Below are 19,633 nucleotides of genomic sequence, written 5' to 3'. Positions count from 1 at the left end.
ACCTTTACATCGGCGAGTGTAAAGGTTTACATCATTGAAATAGCGGTGGAGGCCGCAGGGAGGGGATAATGACCACGGAGCATGTCGACGGGGCTCCCGTCGTGCTGTCGGCGCGCCGCATCAGCAAATCGTTCAGCGGCGTGCAGGTCCTGTTCAGCGTCGATTTCGAGCTTCGCCAGGGCGAAATCCATGCGCTCATGGGCGAGAACGGGGCTGGAAAATCCACGCTGGTGAAGATCCTGTCGGGCTTCGAGCAGCCGACATCGGGCGAGATCCTGCTTGACGGGAAGTCGACGAAGCTGCCGGCCAATGGCGCTGCGGAAGCGCTCGGCATCGTCATCATCCACCAGGAATTCAATCTTGCCGAACATCTGACCGTTACCGAGAGCCTGTTTCTCGGCCGCGAGGTAACCCGTTTCGGCGTGCTCGACCGCAAGTTCATGCGCGCCGAGACCCGTCGTGTGCTCGATCTCCTCGGTTCGCATGTCGATGAGAGCGCGATGATCGGATCGCTCTCGATTGCCGAAAAGCAGATGGTCGAGATCGCCAAGGCCATCAGCCGCGATGCGCGCGTCGTGTTCATGGACGAGCCGACGGCTGTGCTGTCGCGCGAGGAGACGAACTTCCTGTTCCGGCTGGTGCGCAAGCTGCGCGACAAGGGAACGAGCTTCGTCTTCGTGTCGCACAAGCTCGACGAGGTGATGGAACTGACCGACCGCGTGACGGTGCTGCGCGACGGCCAGTGGATCAAGACGTCGCCGACCTCCATTCTCGACGGCGAGGCGATCGCCCAGCTGATGGTCGGGCGCGAGCTGTCGAGCCTTTATCCCGCAAAGAACGAGCCGGATGTCGACGAAGACGTGGTTCTGCGCGTCGATGCGGTATCGACCGGCTATGTCCGCGACGCGAGCTTCGAGGTGCGCCGCGGCGAAGTCCTCGGCTTTTCCGGCATGATCGGCTCAGGCCGGACGGAGCTGATGGAGGCGATCGTCGGCTTGCGCGCGCGCACGGCCGGCGAGGTGCTGGTGCGTGGCGAGCCGGTGCCATCCGGCGACGTGCATGCGGCCAACAAGGCTGGCCTTGCCTATATGACCAAGGACCGCAAGGCCAAGGGGCTCCTGCTCAATGCCGGCATGATGGCGAACCTGACGCTGCAATCGCTCGGCCGCCACAGCCGCCTCGGCTATCTCGATCCCGGCAGCGAAGAGGCGGCCCTGGTCAAGGCGCGGCGTCGCTTCGACATTCGCGTGCGGGACGACAGGATCGTAGCCGGGCGCATGTCCGGCGGCAATCAGCAGAAGCTGCTTCTCGCCAAGGTCATGGAAACCGACCCCAGCATCATCATCATCGATGAGCCGACGCGGGGCATCGACGTCGGCACCAAGCAGCAGATCTATCACTTCATTTCGGCGCTCGCCCGGGATGGCCGCTCGATCATCGTCGTCTCCTCCGAGATGCCGGAGATCATTGGCCTTTGCAGTCGCGTCGCGGTCATGCGGGAAGGCCATATCGCCGGCATTCTCGAAGGCGACGAGATCTCCGAACAGGAGATCATGCGTTACGCCGCAGGCCTGAAGAAAAAGACGGCGGCTTGAGCCGCATCAGCGGCGCGGCCGACGGCAACAACAACAAGATTCCCGACAGATGGGGGAGGTTCGATTGGACATGAGCGTGAACCAGGAAGGCAGCCAGGAAGCCATCCGCCGCCGCAGCTGGCGTGACATTGATCTGAGGGCAGTGGCGCCATTCGTTGCGCTGGCGTTGCTTCTCTTGGTCGGCGCGCTGGTCAATCCCAATTTCATCAGCATCACCAACCTCGCCAATGTCGCCACCCGAAGCGCCTTCATTGCGATCATCGCGGTTGGCGCGACCTTCGTGATTTCGTCCGGAGATCTCGACCTCTCCGTGGGCGCCATGGTCGCGTTCATCGCCAGCCTGATGATCCTGTTCATGAACTCCGGCGTCATTGCCGATCCGGTTCTCATGCTCCTGGCGGCAATCCTCTTTGCCATCGTCGCCGGTGCGCTTTGCGGCCTCACCAACGGCCTGATCACCACCGTCGGCAAGATCGAGCCCTTCATCGCGACACTCGGCACCATGGGCATCTATCGCGGGCTGACGACTTGGCTCTCGCAGGGCGGAGCGATCACGCTCAAGGAGCCTGAGCTGCAGGAAATGTACCGGCCAGCCTATTTCGGCACGATCGCCGGCGTGCCGGTTCCGATCGTCGTCATCCTTGCGGTGACTGCTGTTGCTGCCTTTGTCCTCTACCGCACGCGCTACGGTCGCCACGTCGTTGCTGTCGGTTCCAACCGCGACGTTGCCCGCTATTCGGGCATCTCCGTCAATCGCGTGCGCACCATCGCCTTCGTCATTCAAGGGCTCTGCGTTGCGGTCGCTGTTCTCCTCTATGTGCCGCGCCTCGGCTCGACCTCGGCCACGACGGGCATTTTGTGGGAGCTGCAGGCGATCACCGCCGTCGTCGTCGGCGGCACGGCGCTGAAGGGCGGCGCAGGGCGCGTCTGGGGCACGATCTGCGGCGCGTTCATCCTCGAGTTGGTCGGCAACATCATGCTGCTCTCCAACTTCATCAGCGAATATCTGATCGGTGCCATCCAGGGCGCGATCATCATCATTGCGATGCTCGTCCAGCGTTCGCTGGTGCGGAAGTCGTGAGACGGCCGGGCCTACAGGTCTCCCGGCCTTGAACAGGCTGACCTGAAATTTGGGAGGAACTTAATGCACAAGAAGCTATTCGGCCTGACCCTTGCCGCGATGACCGCCTTTGCCGGCGTGTCTCACGCGCAAGAGGAAAAGAAAGTAACCATCGGCGTCTCGATCCCGGCGGCCGACCATGGCTGGACGGCCGGCGTGGTGTTCCATGCCGAACGGGTCGCCAAGATCCTGATGGAGCGTAATCCCGGCCTGAACGTCATCGTCAAGACCTCACCCGATCCGGCAAGCCAGGCCAACGCCGTGCAGGATCTTGAGACGCAAGGCATCGACGCGCTCGTCATCCTGCCGACCGATCCGGATCCGCTGGTCAACGCCATCAAGGAAGTGAAGGGCAAGGGCACCTTCGTCGCTCTCGTCGACCGTGCCCCGAGTGTCAACGACAACTCGGTGCGTGACCTCTACGTTGCCGGCAACAATCCGGCGCTTGGCCAGGTCGCTGGCGAGTACATCAAGGCAACGACGCCGGAAGCTGAAGTCGTCGTCATCCGCGGCCTGCCGATCCCGATCGACCAGCAGCGCCAGGACGGCTTCGACAAGGGCATCGAAGGCTCGAAGGTCAAGGTTCTCGACCGCCAGTACGGCAACTGGAACCGCGACGATGCCTTCAAGGTCATGCAGGACTACCTGACCAAGTACCCGAAGATCGATGTTGTCTGGTGCCAGGACGACGACATGGCCGTCGGCGTGCTGCAGGCGATCGAGCAGGCCAAGCGCACCGACATCCAGTATGTCGTCGCCGGCGCAGGCTCGAAGGAAATGATCAAGAAGGTCATGGACGGCGACAAGATGATCCCGGTCGACGTGCTCTATCCGCCGGCAATGGTCGGCACGGCGCTCGAAATGACCGTCGCCAACTTCTACGGCCAGGTTCCGGTGCGCGGCGTCTACACGATCGATGCAACGCTCGTGACCAAGGACAATGCGAAGGACTTCTACTTCCCGGATTCGCCGTTCTGATTAAGCTTTGATGTGATGACGGCCCGCGATTTGTGGGCCGTCATCAGGCTCGACGAGGCTGAAAATACTGCCCCGCGGCCGGCCATCTTGCCGGCCTTTCAATTGCATTAGCATGCTGTTGAATTTCACTATGAATCGTCATAAAACCGTCACATAGCCGCCTGACCTTCCCTTGGCTTCCAGTCAGTTCAACATGAGAGCGATGATGCAAACACCCGCTGTGTCACGTCTGTCATCTGACGCGATAGCCGCTTCCGACGCAGAGCCGGTCGTCGTCGACCAGGCTGGTGCGATCTGCATTCGCAAGGAAAGCGGCGGAGACCGGTTCGAGGTGCTGCTCATTTGCGGCCGCACCACCGGGCTCTGGGGCATTCCCAAGGGGCACCTGGAGTATGGTGAAGACACCCCTGGCGCTGCCGTCCGGGAAGCGTTCGAAGAGGCCGGTGTCATCGGAACGGCGTTAAACGACGAAATCGGCGGTTACACCTACAGCAAGCTCGGCAAGGCCGCCGTCTATCACGTCCAGGTTCACTTGATCGCCGTTGTGTCCATGGCGCCCGACTTTCCGGAAAAGGGCGCGCGCGCGATGCGCTGGGTGCCGGCGTCCCTCGCGGCGTCGCTTGTCGGGCAGCCTGGCCTTAAAACGCTTCTCACCGAACGGCTGGGCGGGCTTGGAAACGATAGTCTCGCGAGTTGCGCCGATTAGTCACGTCCCTAAAGCCGGTCCCGCCTGCGACGCAGCTCGGCGGCGATCATGGCCTCGTCGCGCCGGAGACTGAGGTGTTGCGCGGCCGCCATGCCATCCTTCCACACCGACATTGCGCCGGCCTCCTTGCCCTCCAGCCAGAGCGATACGCCCGACCACAGCGCGAGTTGAGGTACGCCGATCGGAAAGGCTCGGGCATAACGTTTGAGTTCGCGTAGCGCTTGGGCCTCCCAGCGCGGCCATTCGTCGTAAGCGTGTGCGAGGCCGGCCTCGCGGCCCCGCAGGAAAACCTCGGCGGCGCCGGAGATGCCGACCAAAGTGCTGTGGGACGAAGGCCGGCGCATCAATTTGACCAGTTGCAAGGTTTCGGCGGCCGCCTGGACACTCTCCGCATGCCGCCCCGTGCGCGCGAGCGCCAGCGCCAGCGCACCCTTCGCCGAGATCTGCGCGGCCAGATCGACCGACCCGAGCATCGCCGAGCCGATCAGCCGGAGAATGTCGACGGCCTCGCGCGGCTGATCCGTGTGAAGCACGCACAACGCCTTGCACCGCAACGCCCAGATTTCCTGCTGGATATTGCCGGCATTCTGCGCGCGCGAGAGCAGGGCGGTCGCCGTTGGTTCGAGCGCGGCCTGCTCGCCACGGTAGTAGAGCGACCAGAAGCGCATGCCCTGGGCATTGCACCACCGCAATTGGTCGCCGGCTCGAAGGCAGAACTGCTGGCCCTGTTCCAGCCTTGCGTCCACCCCCGCCCATTCTCCGCGTCCGAGCTGCCAGAGCGCGTCGAGATTGCAGACATGCGCATGGATCGCGGTGTCTGAAAGCTCGGTCGCGATCCGCTCCGCCCTTTCCATGAAATAGCGGCACCCGGAGCGCCAGCCCATCATCCCGAAGCCGCAGCCGAGCTGCGAGGCGGCGACGGCCATTTCGATCGTCCGTCCGGTCCGTTCGGCGCGCGCCACCGCGCCAACGAGATTGCACATTCCACGGGTGAAGCGCAGCTCGAAGTAGTCAACCAGCGCTGCCTGGTTCAGGCACCGCGCCATTTCCCTCTCCCAGGACAGCCGGTCCTCGCGGCGGGCAAGCTTCGCTGTTTCCGGCAGCATCTGCTGCGCCGCAAGCCGCAAGCTGCGAGCGGCAAGCCGTACCAGCGTCGCAGACGAAGAGACGGGAACCGGTTGGCCGGCCGCTTTCAGCGCATTCCTGACGGCAATGCCCTGCGCGTGAATGTCGCCGCGACTGTAGTGCGCTTCGGCAAGTTTGCGCCGCCAGCGAACCGCCTGCAGTCGCTGTTCGGGCGTCCAGTCCTGCGGCTTCGGCTCGTGCGCCATGCAAATGCCGAGAAAGAACTCGACCTCGCGGAAGGCGCCGACCTGCAAAGCCCTCGCGGCCGCCAGGTCCGCGTATTTCACGACCTTCTCCTTGTTGTCCGCCGCCTCGAAATGCTGAACGAGAACCGCCAGATCTCCACCCATTGCTTCAATGCGGCTGCGCTCCAGCCAGTGGGCGAGCGATGCGTGGAGGCGGCTGCGCAGGTCGCCCGGCATCGATCCGTAGACCACATCGCGCGTCTGGTCGTGACGGAATTCGTAGCTTCCGGCTTGGCCGAGCCGGCGCACCAGATGGGCATCGACCAGCCTTTCGACGGCGGAGCCGAGCCCTTCCGCATTCAGCTCTTCTTTCAGCAATGCCTCCAGCTCGGCAAAGGTGAACGAGCGTCCGATGACGGCCGCCGCTTTGATCACGTCCTGCGATGTCGAATCGAGGCGATCCACTCGCTCTCGGATGACGCGCTCGACTCCCTCGAAATACTGGAGGTCCTCAAGGGGGCGGATCGAGCGCCAGAGGCCATCGCGCACGGCGATCAAGCCTTCGCTCTTCAGCGTCAGCGCGATCTCCTCGGCAAAGAAGGGATTGCCTCCGGCAAGGGCGGCGACCCTGCGCGCGAGTTCCTGTTGTGGCGGAACCTCGCCAAGGGTGCGCGAAACGAGTTCGCAAACAGTGCCGTCGTCGAGCTCTTCGAGTTCGAGGATGCGGTAGCGCCGGGCCGGCTCCTCTGTCTCGGTCCCGGCTTCGCCTGCCGCCTCGACCCGTCGTCGCAATTGCTTCAGATCCTCGGGCACCTCTTCGGAGCGCACGCAGAGCACGAGCAGCAGCGAAGGCACAGAACCGAGCACCCATTCGACCAGCCGCCAGGAGGCGGAATCCAGCCACTGGCTGTCTTCGAGTACGAGGGCGAACGGCCGTGGCGCCAAGACGCCGAGGATATCGCCGAGGAGGCGCATGGTCGCATCGGCGCGGTGGGCACCTTCCAGGTGGCGCGTTCCCTCGTTCTGCTCGATCTCGATCGCCAGCAGGTCGTTAAGAAGGGGCAGGCGGTCTGCGATCCACGGCGCCGTGCGGATGCGCGCGGTAATGCTTTCGAGCAGGACGAGGCCATCGCTTTCGGCGGGCAATCCCAAAAGCGTTTCAAGAACGCGTCGCCAGGCCAGAAGCGAGCTTCGCCGGTCGTCCCGTTCGGCGAGCGTCACGGCAATCGCCACTCCCGCGGCGTGAAGATTCTCGGTAAAGGTGGCAGCCAGCCTGCTCTTGCCGATGCCGGGTTCGCCCAGGATGACGACAAGACGGCTCGAACCGCCGCGCGTCTCCTCGAAAGCATGCTGCAGGAAAGCGAGTTCCCGCTCTCGGCCAATCAGCGTTGCCGCAGACAGGGCCCGCGACTTCGGCTCAAGAGGCCGAAAGACCGGCGCCACGTCGCCAAGTCCCGCCAGCTGGACGGTTCCGCGTTGCTCGAAATCGAAGGACGCCCGGCTTGCCCTTTCGGTCGGCGCATCGCACAGCACATCATTGGAGACGGTCGTGACGAGGCGCGCGGCGCGATTGACCGGCGTGCCGAGAACCATCAGCTGTCGCCGGCGCGTGCTGCCGACGACTCGAAACAGGGCCTCGCCCGTCGCCACGCCGACCGAGACGGCAAGCCCCATCTCCGTGATATGGCGACCGATGGCGCGGGCGGCATCCACGGCGCGGGCCGGGTCGTCGCGGTGAAACGTCCCGCGTGTCCCGAAAGCGCAGAGATAAACGAGCCCCTTGTCGTCGAAGAGGAGTTCGCCCGGAGGGCCGCCGTAGCGGTGCGAAATCGCCTGAAGCGTTGCGCAGAGGTTCTGGTGTCGGACGAGCGCTTGGGCATCTTGGTGTTGCAGACCGATTATCCGGACGAAAATGACGGACACTGGTCTGATCTCCGCAAGCGTGTCCAGCCGTGCATCGCGATGGACATTGCCTTCGGCTAAGGCGTTGGGGGATGCGGGTTCGATGCCCATCATCGTCGGCGAGGGGCCAAGCAACTCCTGAAGCTGCATCGGCAGGAATGCGACGAGCCATTCGTGCGCGATGTGCGGATGCGCTGGAGCAGCGGCGGGCGCGCGCGCATTTGCCTCGCCATCGGTCAGGGCATTTGCCGCCTCTGGTGACAGAACGACTTCCCAGCGATGGGCAAGTGTCTGCGCACTTGCGGCCTGAACGACGGCATCGCCCCCAGCCACAAGGTTCCAGACCGGCTGGCCGCCGATGGCGGCCGCCCAGAGCTGCCCGGCGCCGATGCCGATATGTAGGGTAGGTCCGATTTCGCCTGCACCCGGATTTCGCTGCTCGCGGCTCTCCTTGCAGATCGCTTCGGCGCACTCGGCCGCACTCTTGACCGCGCGCGCCAGACCCGTTTCGTCGGCGGGCCAATAGGCCAGAAGCGAGTCACCCGCAAAGAGGAGGACTTCGCCGCCCCGGTCGCAGACATGGTCGGCGCAACGCGCGTACGAAATACTGAGCAGCTTCGGGATCTGCACCAGCCCTTCCTTGCCGCGCCGCGCCAGTTGCTCGACGAGGGCCGTATAGCGCGAGACGTCGACAAAGATCACGGCGGCCGGAAACTCTACCGCCGACGGCCGCTCTCCGTGAGAGCCGTGAAGCCGGCCAAGCAAGTTCAGCGGCAAAAACCCTTCGAGCGATTTTGCGATCGTCTCCATGTTTCCTTCGCGCGGTGATTGATCACGAAATGCGCGAAACAGGGGCCATCTTCGCGCAGAAGTGCATTTATCCCTCGCCGATTTGCTGACTCTCGCATATTATTTAGCAATCGCTAAGAGGGCTAGCCGACTTCGATCGATCGGCTTTGGCAGAAACCGCGCAGGTTTCGGATTTTTGCATTCTTCCCGGATGTCGATGCCCCCTGTTGGGGATCACCGAAAGACATGAGCCATCGCGGCTCGCACACCGAGTTCAGGCGTCAGACGCATCTTATGGAGAGCGTTATGTCCGATTGGAGCTACGGATACCCGCACCGTGCCCGAGACCGACGTCCCGGAGGCGACCATGGCCAGCATTGACTTCGACAACACCTCGCACACCGCGTGGATTTCCCAGGGTTTCGAAAGGCTGGTCGACCGGGTTCGGAAGACGCCGGCGGCGCTCCACTTTGATGTTCTGGTCGTCGGCAGTGGCTATGGCGGCGCAATCGCTGCCGCCACCATGGCCGGCCGCACGAAGGGAGGCGCTCCGATCAAGGTCGGGGTGCTCGAGCGGGGCAAGGAGTATCTGCCGGGCGCGTTTCCAACAGGTCTTGCCGAACTGCCTCGCCATATCCGCCGCGATCGCAACAAGGAAGGGCTGGTCGACGTGCGGATCGGCCCGGAGGTCGTCACGGTGGTCGCAAACGGCGTCGGCGGCGGTTCGCTGATCAATGCCGGCGTCATGGAAGTTCCCGACGAGAGCGTGTTTCACACGCGCTGGCCCGACGACCTCAAGGACCTGACGACCTGGCGGCAGTATTATGATCGTGCGGGCGAGCTTCTGGGCGGCACCGCAAACGGCGTCCCCAACAGCATCTCGAAACATCCCGACGGCATTCCCCAGAAACACAAGTCCTTCCGCAGCATCGCGTCGACGGGTTTTCGCGAGGCAGCGATTACGGTCGCGATGACCGACACGGTGAGCTCGGGAAATGTCAGGCTCAATAAATGCGTGCGCTGCGGCGACTGCGCGACGGGCTGCAATTTCGGCGCAAAGAACTCGCTCGACGTCAACCTGCTCGTGACGGCGCTGCGCAACGAGGCAGAGATCTTCAGCGGCGCGACCGTGCTCAGCGTCAAGCCGGACGGCGGCAACTGGATCGTCGATTGCGTCTACACCGACGCGGCCCTGCGCGCACGCGACGGCGACGTGCTGCAGGTGCGCGCAGGCAAGGTCGTGCTGGCGGCGGGCACGCTCGGCTCGTTCGAAATCCTGAAGCGCTCACAGGCCAAAGGCCTCAGCCTCTCCGTGCATTTCGGCAACCATTGCTCGACCAATGGCGACATGCTGGTGACCGATTATGCCACGTCAAATCCGGTCAATACCGTCTCGGACGAGGCCGTGCAGCCCTCCAAGCGTGCGATCGGACCCACCATCACCGGCGTGCTCGATCTTCGAAAAACGGCAGGTGTTCTGATCGAGGAACTCTCCGTTCCAGCTGGCTTGCGCCTCGCCTTCACCGAGATCTTTGCAACGCTCAACACGCTTCACGGGCTCGACCGGTTCGACTGGTCGACGCATACGCGGGGCTTTCCGGACGACGACGCCTATGTGGCGCCGACCGGCAGGATCGAACATTCCGCCGTCTATGCCGTCATGGCCGATGACGGCGCCGCCGGGCGTATGGAACTGGATGAAACGGCTTCCGACAGCGATGACGGCACGGCGCGGATGCGCTGGGACGATCTGCCGTCCCTGCCGATCTTCGACACCGAGGTTGAGGCGCTGGCACGGCTGGCGAAGAATACGGGCGGGCGCGTCATCGCCAATCCCGTCTGGAAGCTCCTGCCGGCCAGCCTGAACTGGCTGCTGCAAAACAAGCGCGGTCCGCTCACCACCGTGCATCCGCTCGGTGGCTGCGTGATGGGCAACACCGGCGCGACGGGCGTCGTCGATCATTTGGGGCGTGTTTTCAAATCGGAGCTCCCGAACGACTTCCATAGTGGCCTCGTGGTCCTCGACGGCTCGATTATCCCGACGGCGCTTGGCACCAATCCGGCGCTCACCATAGCGGCAGTGGCCCTGCGCGCCTCGGAGACACTCGCGGCCGCCTGGAATTATGTCGCCCCGGCCCCTGCGGCGCCCGGCCTAGCTTTGGTCCGCCCGGTGTTTCGTGAAACCGATGCCGCTGCACCTGCCCCTGATACCGATGCCGAGATCATCGAGCGCCTTGCCGGCCGGGTCAGGTTTTCAGCGCCCGGGACGGCCTCTGAAACGAGAGTTGTCGAGCTCACACTGCGTTTCGAGCCGAAGGCGCTGGCCGATTTGGCGCCAAGCAATGGTGGCGATGGAACCCTTGAGGTCGCGACCGACGCCTCCGTGCCGTTGGCCCGCAGCATGATCCGAATTTTTCCGGCGGATCAGTGGGACAATCTCCATCAGACATGGGCGCCCGCCGGTCTGGTGGAGCAGAAGCTCCAGGCGATCGCCGTCTTTACGGCGCCCCTGACCGGCAGCCTGCGGGTCCTCGAGCGCCAGTCGACGTGGGTCGGCGGCAGGATCTGGCGTGCCGGCAAGGCATGGGTGCTCAACCGAGGCCTGCGCGACAGCTATCAGGCGATCGTCGACGGCGACGGTGGGCCCGGCTTCTTTGAGCGCGTCCGCTCAGGTCTTGCCATCGCCAGCCGGTCCGGCGAGATCCGCGCCTTCGTCTATGATCTGAAGGTCGGCGCGCCGGACCCGATCACCGGTGGCATCTCGCTTGCGGGCGATCGTATCGTCGGCACCAAGCGCTTCACCTATGATCGGCGTTCCAATCCCTGGCGTCAGCTCATGGAAGTCGCGCTGGAGCAATTTCCGGGGTTGGAGGCAGCGTCCGGCGGGCGCGTGCTGACGCTCGACCTTGACTATCTCGCCCGCATCGGCGTGCCGCTCGTGCGCATCACGGAACAGCGTGACGGCGTCGCCGCGATCGGAGCGCTCCTGACTTTCCTCGGGTATTTTCTCCGGCTGCTTTTGGGAATGCATATCTGGAGTTTCCGTGCACCCGATAAAGACAAGGACCCGGCAAACGACGCGGTGGATTTCCGCCCGCCGGCGCAGTTGAAGATCAAGGGCGGCGGCACGGTCGCGGCGCAACGACAGACGCTCGTCGTCGGAACGAGCAAGCCTCAACTCGGCGGCCCGCCGGTTGTCGGGAAAGTACTGCTAACCCGCTATCCCTATCCGGGCACGACGAAGCGGCCGCTGGTGATGATCCACGGATACAGCGCCGGCGGGACGACCTTTGCCCACCACGCCGTCAATCCCAACTTCGCCAGCCATTTCTGGAAGACGGGGCGTGATGTCTGGATCGCCGACCTCAGAACCAGCCCGGCGCACCCGACCGCAAGTGCGGCCTGGAGCTTCGACGAAATCGGCAAGGAAGACGTGCCCTTGGTGTTGCGGACGATCGCCACACAGACCGGTGTGCCGAAACTCGACGTCATCGCCCATTGCATGGGCACGATGGTTTTCAGCATCGCCACACTGGAGGGTAAGATCCAGGACCTCGTTGACCGGGTGGCCTTCACGCAGGTCGGTCCGCTGGTGGTCTTTACGCCTGCCAACATCTTCCGCGCCTATGCGGTGCGTTACCTTCTCGGCTTCCTGCCCGACAGCTACAGCTTCAATCCGGATAAGCCGACGCTCGCCGATGACCTTTGGGACCGCGTGCTTTCGACGCTTCCTTACCCGGTCGAGGAGTTCGACGTGGAAAATCCGATCTGGCCATGGAAGCGGACGCCGTGGACAAGAACCCGGCACCGGATGGACGCGCTCTACGGACGCGACTTCAACGTCGCCAACATGGAGCCCGAAATGCTGCGCTTCATCAACGAGCATTTCGGCGCGCTCAGCCTCAATACGGTCTCCACGACGGTGCATTTCGTGCGTAATGCCATGCTCACCGACTTCCGGGGGCAAAACCGACTGGTGTCACGAGAAGTCCTGCAGGATAAGTGGAAGTTCCCCACCTTCAGCGTCCATGGATCGGGCAACGGTCTCACGGATCCTGCCACCGTCGACCGCATGCGCCGCGTCTTCGACGATGCAGGTCGTGTCTACCTGGAACCCTATCTCAACCCCGGCGCCGGTCACCAGGACGCCCTTATCGGGACGACCCGGCATGCGACCTTGCAGAAGATCGAAGCTTTCCTCGACCAGAACATCCAACGCCAGCCTGTGGCCGCAGACACCGAGATGACGGCCTACCCGCCCTGGATCGGGCCGATCATTACCGAGGAGAACGGCGAGCTGACCATTCGCCTTGGCACGCTGCCGTCGATCCGCCAGACCGAGGGCGTGATCATGCTGCGCGTGCTGGTAAACGGCGACGACATCCAGCGCCCGGATGGCCAGCCCTGGGATCTGCCTTACATCGTCAGCCACATGATGGTCTACTGGTCCCCGGCGTTGCGCGACAACCACTGGGATGCGTTCAAGGCGCCGCTCCCGACATCAATGCCGGGGTATGATCCGAACTTCCCGGGAAACGCGTTGCTCGTCTTGCTTGCCTACGCGGAAGACAAGCTTCTGCCGCCGTTCATTGAGGAGACATACTACGCGCTCGCCAAGAATGGCGTCGTCTATCGGGCGCTGCTTCGCGAGTCGAACGAGAACCCGGAGAGGGTGCTGGAGGTACTTCCCTATCAGCGTTTCGAGCGGATCTCGCAGGCCGCCTCGCGGATGATGGATGCGCCGCAGCCCGACATCAATCCGGGCAAGGCTGTGAAATTTTCGCCGAACCGCCTCGTCTACAAGGACACGACCCCGACGACCAACCTGACGGTCGGCGCCGCTCCGCAGACGGCGACGCCTGCAAGTTCCTCGATGAACCTCAACTTCCTTATGGGAGCGTCGGTTCTGGAAAATCTGGTCGAGCAGGACCGGGCAATGATGGACGGCGTTATCCCCTACGATTCCCCGCTCGCTCCTCCTGTTCAGCCTTCGCCCGCCGGCACCAGCTTCATCCTGGCTTCGTGCCAGTACCCGGCCGGGTTCATCGACAGGAAGGTTGCCTATCGCTCCTTCGCCGAGGTCGCTGACAGAATAGGGGCGGGGGTGGGTATCCAGCCGAAGTTCGCGCTCCTCGTCGGCGATCAGGTCTATGTGGATCCGACCGCAGGGCTCTACGATCCGGCCGCGAGCGATGACAGGTATCGCCTCCCTTACGAAGCTTGGTTGCAGGAACGCAGCGTGCGCGAGGTCCTGCGCCGCATACCATCGTTCATGCTGCTCGACGACCATGAGATCGACGACAACTGGGAGCCGCTCGCCTCTCCGAACGATATCGATACGAATGCCAAGCTGAAGAAGGAGGGTTTCGCGGCCTTCGAGAAATACCAGCGTGGAGTGGATCCCAAGCTGAAGACGTTCGACTACGAGGGCTTCCATTTCTTCCTGCTCGACACGCGCAGCGAAAGGACGCACCGCAAGATCGGCGCCGGGCTTGCCAATGCGACCCTGTTCAAGACGGGCGTCGGCGAGACGATGAGCGACCTGGAGACGTGGCTTTTAAAAAATGGCCCGAAGTTCATAGCGTCGCCATCGATGTTTCTCCCGCGTCATCGCCGGGCGATCCAGCGCGATGCCAGCCTCAGCCCGGACAACCTGAGTGCGCTGCGTTCCGATGGCTGGGATGGCTATCCGAACAGTCTGCGTGATGTTCTCGGCGCCATCGCCGCCGGAAAGATCAAGCATGTCGTGCTCCTCTCCGGTGATGAACACCGGGGCTGCATTGCAACGGCGCTTCTGACGGAAATGGACGGCACGCCGATCACGACCGTGCATTCGATCCACACCGCGGCAATGTATGCGCCTTATCCTTTTGCAAACGGGATCGACGAGGATATCGTCGAGCAGGAGACGTTCGAGTTCGACTACAAGGCCAAGCGCTATCACTGCATCGTCGACGCGACCCGGCCGGCTCCCGGCGACGGTGCGACTTTTCTCCACGTCCGGCAGGATGGCGCCGATTGGAAGCTCGACTGCGAATATGCGGGGACTGTGCAGACGCTCACGCTCTGATCCCATCTCCTGGCGCGTTACTGGTTCAAATCCTTACGGGAAGGCTCGAGCGGGCCCGTTCACGAGGACGTGTCCGGGTGATCCGCCATGCCGTTTTGTCGCCCGATGCCGTCGCTTGACAGTCGGTTCAAAATAAACTTAACATGTTAATGGATTGAAGCTTTCCGATGAGGAGCAAAGGGAAGTTTCAAGCGACCAGGGAGATCTGCCCGCCGGATGGCCGTGAAGGATCAGGTGCGTGCATGCGATGTTCGCCGCGCGTGAATGTGGGGTCGACAGGGAGGAACCTATGAAACTGAGCAGACGGAATTTGATGAAGACCGGCGGCGCTCTGCTTGCAGCGCCCTTCGTTCTGAAAATCGGTGCGGCGCGCGCCCAGGAAACAGTCACGCTGAAGCTGCACCATTTCCTGCCGCCGGCATCCAACGTTCATCAGCGGCTGTTGACGCCATGGGCGAAATTGCTGGCAGAACAAAGCGGCGGTGCGCTGAAGGTCGACATCTTCCCGGCCATGCAACTCGGCGGAAAGCCGCCGCAGCTCTACGATCAGGCGTCGAACGGCGTCGTCGATATCGTCTGGACCTTACCCGGCAACACGCCCGGACGTTTCCCGTCCACGGAAGTGTTCGAACTGCCATTCGTCGCCGCCAAGGAGGCGACCGTCAACGCGCAAGCCTGCCAGGAATATGGCCAGACGCACGTACTGAAGGAAACTGGCGATACCCAGCTCTTGTGCTTCTGGGCGCATGATCAGGGCCTGATCCACACCAATAAGGAAGTGAAGACCGGAGCGGACCTCGCCGGGCTGAAGCTTCGCAATCCGACGCGCCTTGCCGGTGAGGCGCTGGCGGCACTGGGGGCGACGCCGGTCGGCATGCCCATTCCGCAGGTGCCCGAAGCACTGGCCCAGCGGTCGATCGACGGCTGCGTGCTCCCGTGGGAAGTGGTTCCCTCGATCAAGGTGAACGAGCTCACCAAGTTCCATACCGAAATCCCGGGCTCGCCGACGCTCTATACCGCAACTTTCTTCCTGGCGATGAACAGGGGCAAGTACGACGGGTTGCCGGCCGACCTCAAGGCCGTGCTGGACGCCAACAGCGGCATGGCCTTCGCCAAGAAGGCCGGCGAGATGTGGGACAGCGTCGGTGCCGAAGTGCGCGCGGCAATCGAGACATCCGGAGAAGGAACAATCAGCACGATCAGCGAGGACGAAAAGGCGAAGTGGGTGGAGGCAACCAGACCCGTCCACGACAAGTGGATCGAGGACATGAAGGCCAAGGACCTCGACGGCAAGGCGCTGATCGCCACGGCGCAGGCGCTTGTGCAGAAATATTCGGGCGCCTGAGCGCACTGCCGGCCGTACTCGCGTGAACGTGGCGCCTGAACGCGCCGCTGCATGAACCAACAGCACGAGGCCTCAACAATGGAAGACGTAGGATACGAGGACGCGGTGAGCGTGCCGCGCCGCAGGGAAGTCGAACGCCTCGCGGCCGGTTTGGCACTGATCGGCGGCACGCTTCTTTGCCTTGCGGCGGGATTGGTCACCGTCAGCGTGCTGGGCCGATGGCTGTTCAATCGGCCGGTGCCGGCCGACTACGAGCTGGTGGAGGTGGCGGTCGGCGTCGCCGCCTTCTCCTTTCTCGCATACACACAGGCCCGCAACGGCCATATTGCCGTCGATACCTTCACGTTGGCTCTCCCCGCACGCGTCACGCGGGTCATCGACGGCCTTTGGGACCTGCTTTTGGCCGGCTGCCTGGCGTTTTTTGCTTGGGGTCTGTTTACCGGTGGCCTGGAGGCGAGGGGATACGGGACGACGCTGATCCAGCTGCCCTGGCCGATCTGGCCAGTCTATCTGACCTGTGCGGCGCTGGCGGCGCTCGCAGCCATCATCGGAGTTTCCGTTTCCCTCTTGAAAATCGGAGGCGGCCGATGAGTGGTTTTGCCATTGCCTTCGTCGGATTCGCAGCCATGCTGCTCTTGATCGCCATCCGGATGCCGATCGCCCTTGCCATGCTTGCGGTGGGCGCTGCCGGTTATGCCTATCTCTCTGGCCCGCATGCGCTGGTCTACTATCTGCAGACCAACACCTACAGCCAGTTTGCCAGCTACACGCTTTCGGTCATACCGCTCTTCATCCTGATGGGCGCGCTTGCCGAGCAATCGGGCATCGCCGCAACGCTCTTTCGCGTCGCCGAGCGAGGCTTCGGACGGTTCAAGGGCGGAATGCCAATGGCGGTCATCGCCGCCTGCACCGGATTCGGCGCGATCTGCGGCTCGTCGGTCGCAACCACGGCGACCTTCGGGCGTGCGGCCCTGCCGGAACTGCGCCGGGCGCGCGTCGATGTCGGTCTTGGCACCGGGACGATTGCCGCTGGTGGCACGCTCGGCATCCTCATTCCCCCATCCGTCATCCTGGTGATCTATGCGATCACCGCCGAGCAGAACATCGCCAAGCTGTTTCAGGCCGCCCTGGTGCCGGGGCTGCTGGCGGCCGCCTTCTATCTGATCGCGATCGCCGTCGTCGTCCGGCGCAAACCCGATCTCGCGCCGCCGGTCACAGCGACCGAGGCGGTTCGAACCCCCCGTCCTTTCTGGGCGAGGCCCGTAGGGCTGATCATCTTTGCCGGTGGCGCGATCGGCTGGCTGCTCGGCTCGCTCGGGACGGTAGGGGGCGTATTGCTGGCGATATTCGGCCTGCTGCTGCTGGCTGCGGACTTTGCGATCGTGCCCGCGGCGGCGGTTGCCGTCACGGTGGTCGGCGGCATCTATGGCGAAGTGTTCACACCGACGGAAGGTGCCGCGGTGGGTGCCGCCGTAACGCTGCTGGTGGGGCTGCTGCAACGGACCCTGAGCCTTGGCGCCCTGAAAAACGCGCTGCTGCAGACGGCTGAAACGAGCGGGATGATCTTCCTGATCCTGCTCGGTGCCGAGGTCTTTGGCGCGTTTCTGGCGCTAACGCAGATGCCGGCGACGCTGGCCTCAATGGTCGGACAGTCGGGCCTGCCGCCCTATGTCGTCATCTGCGGCATGCTCGTCACCTATTTGGTGCTCGGCGCCGTCATGGATGAACTGGCGATGATCCTGCTGACGTTGCCGGTCTTCATTCCGATCATCCTGACGCTGGACTTGGGCATGCCGACCGAGGACGTTGCCATCTGGTTCGGCATTCTCGTGCTCATCGTCGTCGGCATCGGTCTTTCCGCCCCGCCGATCGGCCTCAACGTCTTCATCATCAACAAGCTGGCGACCGACGTTCCGATCGTTGAGACCTATCGTGGCGTCATGCCCTTCGTCATTGCCGACCTCATCCGATTGGCGATCATCACGCTGTCGCCCGGCGTCGCTTTGGCACTGGTCCGGCTGTTGAATTGAGAGGAAGCAGACAGGAGCACACCCTCCGCCTTGGGCAGCGCGCTTACAAATCCTTCCAGCTGTGGAACATGGCGGCCTGGCCGGCATGTTCGCCGTTGGCGCGCACCAATTGCCAGACGATGGCGTTCTCGATCCAGAAGCGGCGTCCGGATTTGGCGATCCGAAGGCCGCGATAGCTATCGATGAAGCCCTTGGTGGAGACGCTGTCTAAAAGACGCTGCCGTTCCTCGCGGTTCGGCGCCTCGGCCGAGAGGCGCGACGGCATGCCGATGAACTCCTGCCAACTGTAGCCGAAGCAGGCCTGGGCGGTTTTGTTCGCGTAGAAGAAACGCGGGTCCTCCGACCGGTCGTGCGCCAAAAGCGCAAAGGGTGCGCTCTCGTAGAGCCAGCGGCCGTCGAACGGATGGTCGACCAGCTCTTTGCCGGTCACCTGGCGGTAACTTGCAACGATCAGGGCGAAGGCGTCATCGGCATCATATTCGGTTGTCATCGCCCTTCGACTCCATGGCCCAGGGTAGGGGCGTCAGGCGTTCAAGGACGGAATGAACTTCCCGTCATAACGCACGCGGAAATTCCGGCGTTGCGCATCTTCCTGGAAGCAGACGAACACCAGCTCGAGGTCATTTGCGCTGCTGCGCCTTCCAAGCAGGCTGAGCGTGATCACGACCACGCCGCCATAGGTGCGGGTCAGGGCGATCGCTGCCCTTCGAATTTCGTTGGTGCCAGCGTCGTCCCGCTCTTCGCGGCGCTCATAGACCTGCCAGAAGGGCGAAGCTTCCCAGGCCGCGCGCAGCGCCTCGGTGATCTGGTCCTTGAACTCCTCGACGGATCTGCCCTTGCTCCACGAGACGGTCTTTTCGGTGTAGTCGGCAAAAATGTCGAGATAGCCGTCATAGTCGTTCGCATCGGAGAAACACCGCTCGATCATCCCGAGCGCCGTTTCATCGGAAATTCCTGCCTTGAAGTATATCGTCATCGAATCGCCAACCCTGCCTTGAACGCCTATCTAGTCAAAGCGCTAAGGATGTATCTAGTCCCCGATTGTCATATTGCTGCGGCCGAGAGGTTCCCCGCGTAAGGCGATCGGCTCTGGTGTTAAAGATCACCATTCATGCCAGTTTTCGCCGAATGCGCTATTCTGCCACCCATGAACACCATGAACATTTCCCTCCCGGACTCTCTCAAAAGCTTCGTCGACGAGCAGGTCGCCCGGCGAGGCTATGGTACGAGCAGCGAGTCTATCCGGGAGTTGATCCGCCGGGATCAGGACTGGCTCAATCTGCGTCGGCTATTGCTCGATGGTGCCTCTTCCGCACAAGCCGACCCGACCGACGCTGGCTACTTCGCCGATTTGCGTGACCGAGTTCGTGGTCGATCGGCCAAGTGAGCAACAAGCCGGTCATTTCGCGTCAACCGGCCAGCAGCGACGTCGAGGCGGCGATCGAGTGTTATGCAACGTAGGCTGGGGCTGACGTCGCTCACGCTTTTGGCGACGCGTTTCAGGCTGCCTACGCGTTGATTGTTGCGCGTCCGGAATCCGGTTCGTTGCGCTTTGCCTACGAACTGGCGCTCCCTCATTGGCGAAGTGTCGGTCTGAAGAGGTACCCATACCTCGTGTTCTATCGTCAACGGGCCGACCATATCGACGTGTGGCGCGTGCTGAATAAGCCCTGACTGTAAGCTATTGGTTGCCTTGGGAAAGCTGAGGCAAAAACTCCGCGAAACTGAGCGGAAACGAGACGAAATTTCTAAGGCTTGGCACAACCAGGGTCCGCGTTCCCTCGCGCT

Annotated in this window: 12 protein-coding genes and 1 pseudogene; 10 read left to right on the top strand and 3 right to left on the bottom strand. The window is 63.0% G+C overall.

From position 1 onward, the window contains the following. Window positions 1–68 precede the first annotated feature (68 nt). From ASD01_RS06060 to ASD01_RS06045, 4 genes are all read left to right on the top strand, one after another. Window positions 69–1,595 (top strand): sugar ABC transporter ATP-binding protein, encoded by a 1,527-nt coding sequence (locus ASD01_RS06060; protein WP_034798142.1) that lies wholly within the window; start codon window positions 69–71, stop codon window positions 1,593–1,595. 70 nt (window positions 1,596–1,665) lie between these two features. Then, a complete protein-coding gene (locus tag ASD01_RS06055; RefSeq protein WP_034798144.1) occupies window positions 1,666–2,676 on the top strand; it encodes an ABC transporter permease in 1,011 nt (336 codons plus the stop codon). Window positions 2,677–2,739: 63 nt separating this feature from the next. Continuing rightward, on the top strand, window positions 2,740–3,693 hold the full coding sequence (locus ASD01_RS06050) for a substrate-binding domain-containing protein (protein WP_034798145.1): 954 nt from the start codon (window positions 2,740–2,742) through the stop codon (window positions 3,691–3,693). A 205-nt stretch (window positions 3,694–3,898) separates the two neighbouring features. Further along, window positions 3,899–4,399 (top strand): NUDIX hydrolase, encoded by a 501-nt coding sequence (locus ASD01_RS06045; RefSeq protein ID WP_051659409.1) that lies wholly within the window; start codon window positions 3,899–3,901, stop codon window positions 4,397–4,399. A gap of 8 nt (window positions 4,400–4,407) precedes the next feature. On the opposite strand, the gene ASD01_RS06040 is transcribed toward ASD01_RS06045, so the two are convergent. Continuing rightward, complete coding sequence (locus ASD01_RS06040) at window positions 4,408–8,421, bottom strand: AAA family ATPase (RefSeq protein WP_034798147.1); 4,014 nt, start codon at window positions 8,419–8,421, stop codon at window positions 4,408–4,410. 346 nt (window positions 8,422–8,767) lie between these two features. Between ASD01_RS06040 and ASD01_RS06035 the strand changes: the two genes are divergently transcribed. The 4 genes from ASD01_RS06035 to ASD01_RS06020 all read left to right on the top strand — a co-directional run bounded on the left by ASD01_RS06035 (window position 8,768) and on the right by ASD01_RS06020 (window position 17,845). Then, a complete protein-coding gene (locus tag ASD01_RS06035) occupies window positions 8,768–14,470 on the top strand; it encodes an alpha/beta fold hydrolase (protein WP_034798148.1) in 5,703 nt (1,900 codons plus the stop codon). Window positions 14,471–14,759: 289 nt separating this feature from the next. Beyond that, window positions 14,760–15,815, top strand: coding sequence for a TRAP transporter substrate-binding protein (locus ASD01_RS06030; RefSeq protein ID WP_060643656.1), 1,056 nt, complete (start codon window positions 14,760–14,762; stop codon window positions 15,813–15,815). Between the two features lie 51 nt (window positions 15,816–15,866). Beyond that, window positions 15,867–16,406, top strand: a complete 540-nt coding sequence (locus ASD01_RS06025) for a TRAP transporter small permease (protein ID WP_082584567.1) — start codon at window positions 15,867–15,869, stop codon at window positions 16,404–16,406. Continuing rightward, the gene (locus ASD01_RS06020; protein WP_060581410.1) at window positions 16,403–17,845 is read left to right on the top strand and encodes a TRAP transporter large permease; all 1,443 of its coding nucleotides are present in this window, start codon (window positions 16,403–16,405) and stop codon (window positions 17,843–17,845) included. The genes ASD01_RS06025 and ASD01_RS06020 overlap by 4 nt, the downstream gene beginning before the upstream one ends. A gap of 43 nt (window positions 17,846–17,888) precedes the next feature. On the opposite strand, the gene ASD01_RS06015 is transcribed toward ASD01_RS06020, so the two are convergent. Beyond that, entirely contained in the window at window positions 17,889–18,335 is a 447-nt protein-coding gene (locus tag ASD01_RS06015) for an MEKHLA domain-containing protein (protein ID WP_060643654.1), read from the bottom strand. A gap of 33 nt (window positions 18,336–18,368) precedes the next feature. Next, window positions 18,369–18,821, bottom strand: a complete 453-nt coding sequence (locus ASD01_RS06010; RefSeq protein WP_043612036.1) for a hypothetical protein — start codon at window positions 18,819–18,821, stop codon at window positions 18,369–18,371. A gap of 135 nt (window positions 18,822–18,956) precedes the next feature. On the opposite strand from ASD01_RS06010, the gene ASD01_RS06005 reads away from it, so the two are divergent. Together ASD01_RS06005 and ASD01_RS34430 are read left to right on the top strand one after the other, a co-directional pair. Then, window positions 18,957–19,232, top strand: coding sequence for a ribbon-helix-helix domain-containing protein (locus ASD01_RS06005; RefSeq protein ID WP_060530497.1), 276 nt, complete (start codon window positions 18,957–18,959; stop codon window positions 19,230–19,232). Next, window positions 19,229–19,519 (top strand): annotated as a pseudogene (locus ASD01_RS34430) (type II toxin-antitoxin system RelE/ParE family toxin). Before ASD01_RS06005 ends, ASD01_RS34430 begins: the two are co-directional and overlap by 4 nt. The last annotated feature ends 114 nt before the right edge of the window (window positions 19,520–19,633 follow it).

The sequence above is a fragment of the Ensifer sp. Root423 genome (genome assembly GCF_001426275.1).
Classification (GTDB): domain Bacteria; phylum Pseudomonadota; class Alphaproteobacteria; order Rhizobiales; family Rhizobiaceae; genus Ensifer; species Ensifer adhaerens.
Note: the sequence above shows the minus strand (reverse complement) of the source record. Positions and strands in the feature narration are given on the sequence as shown.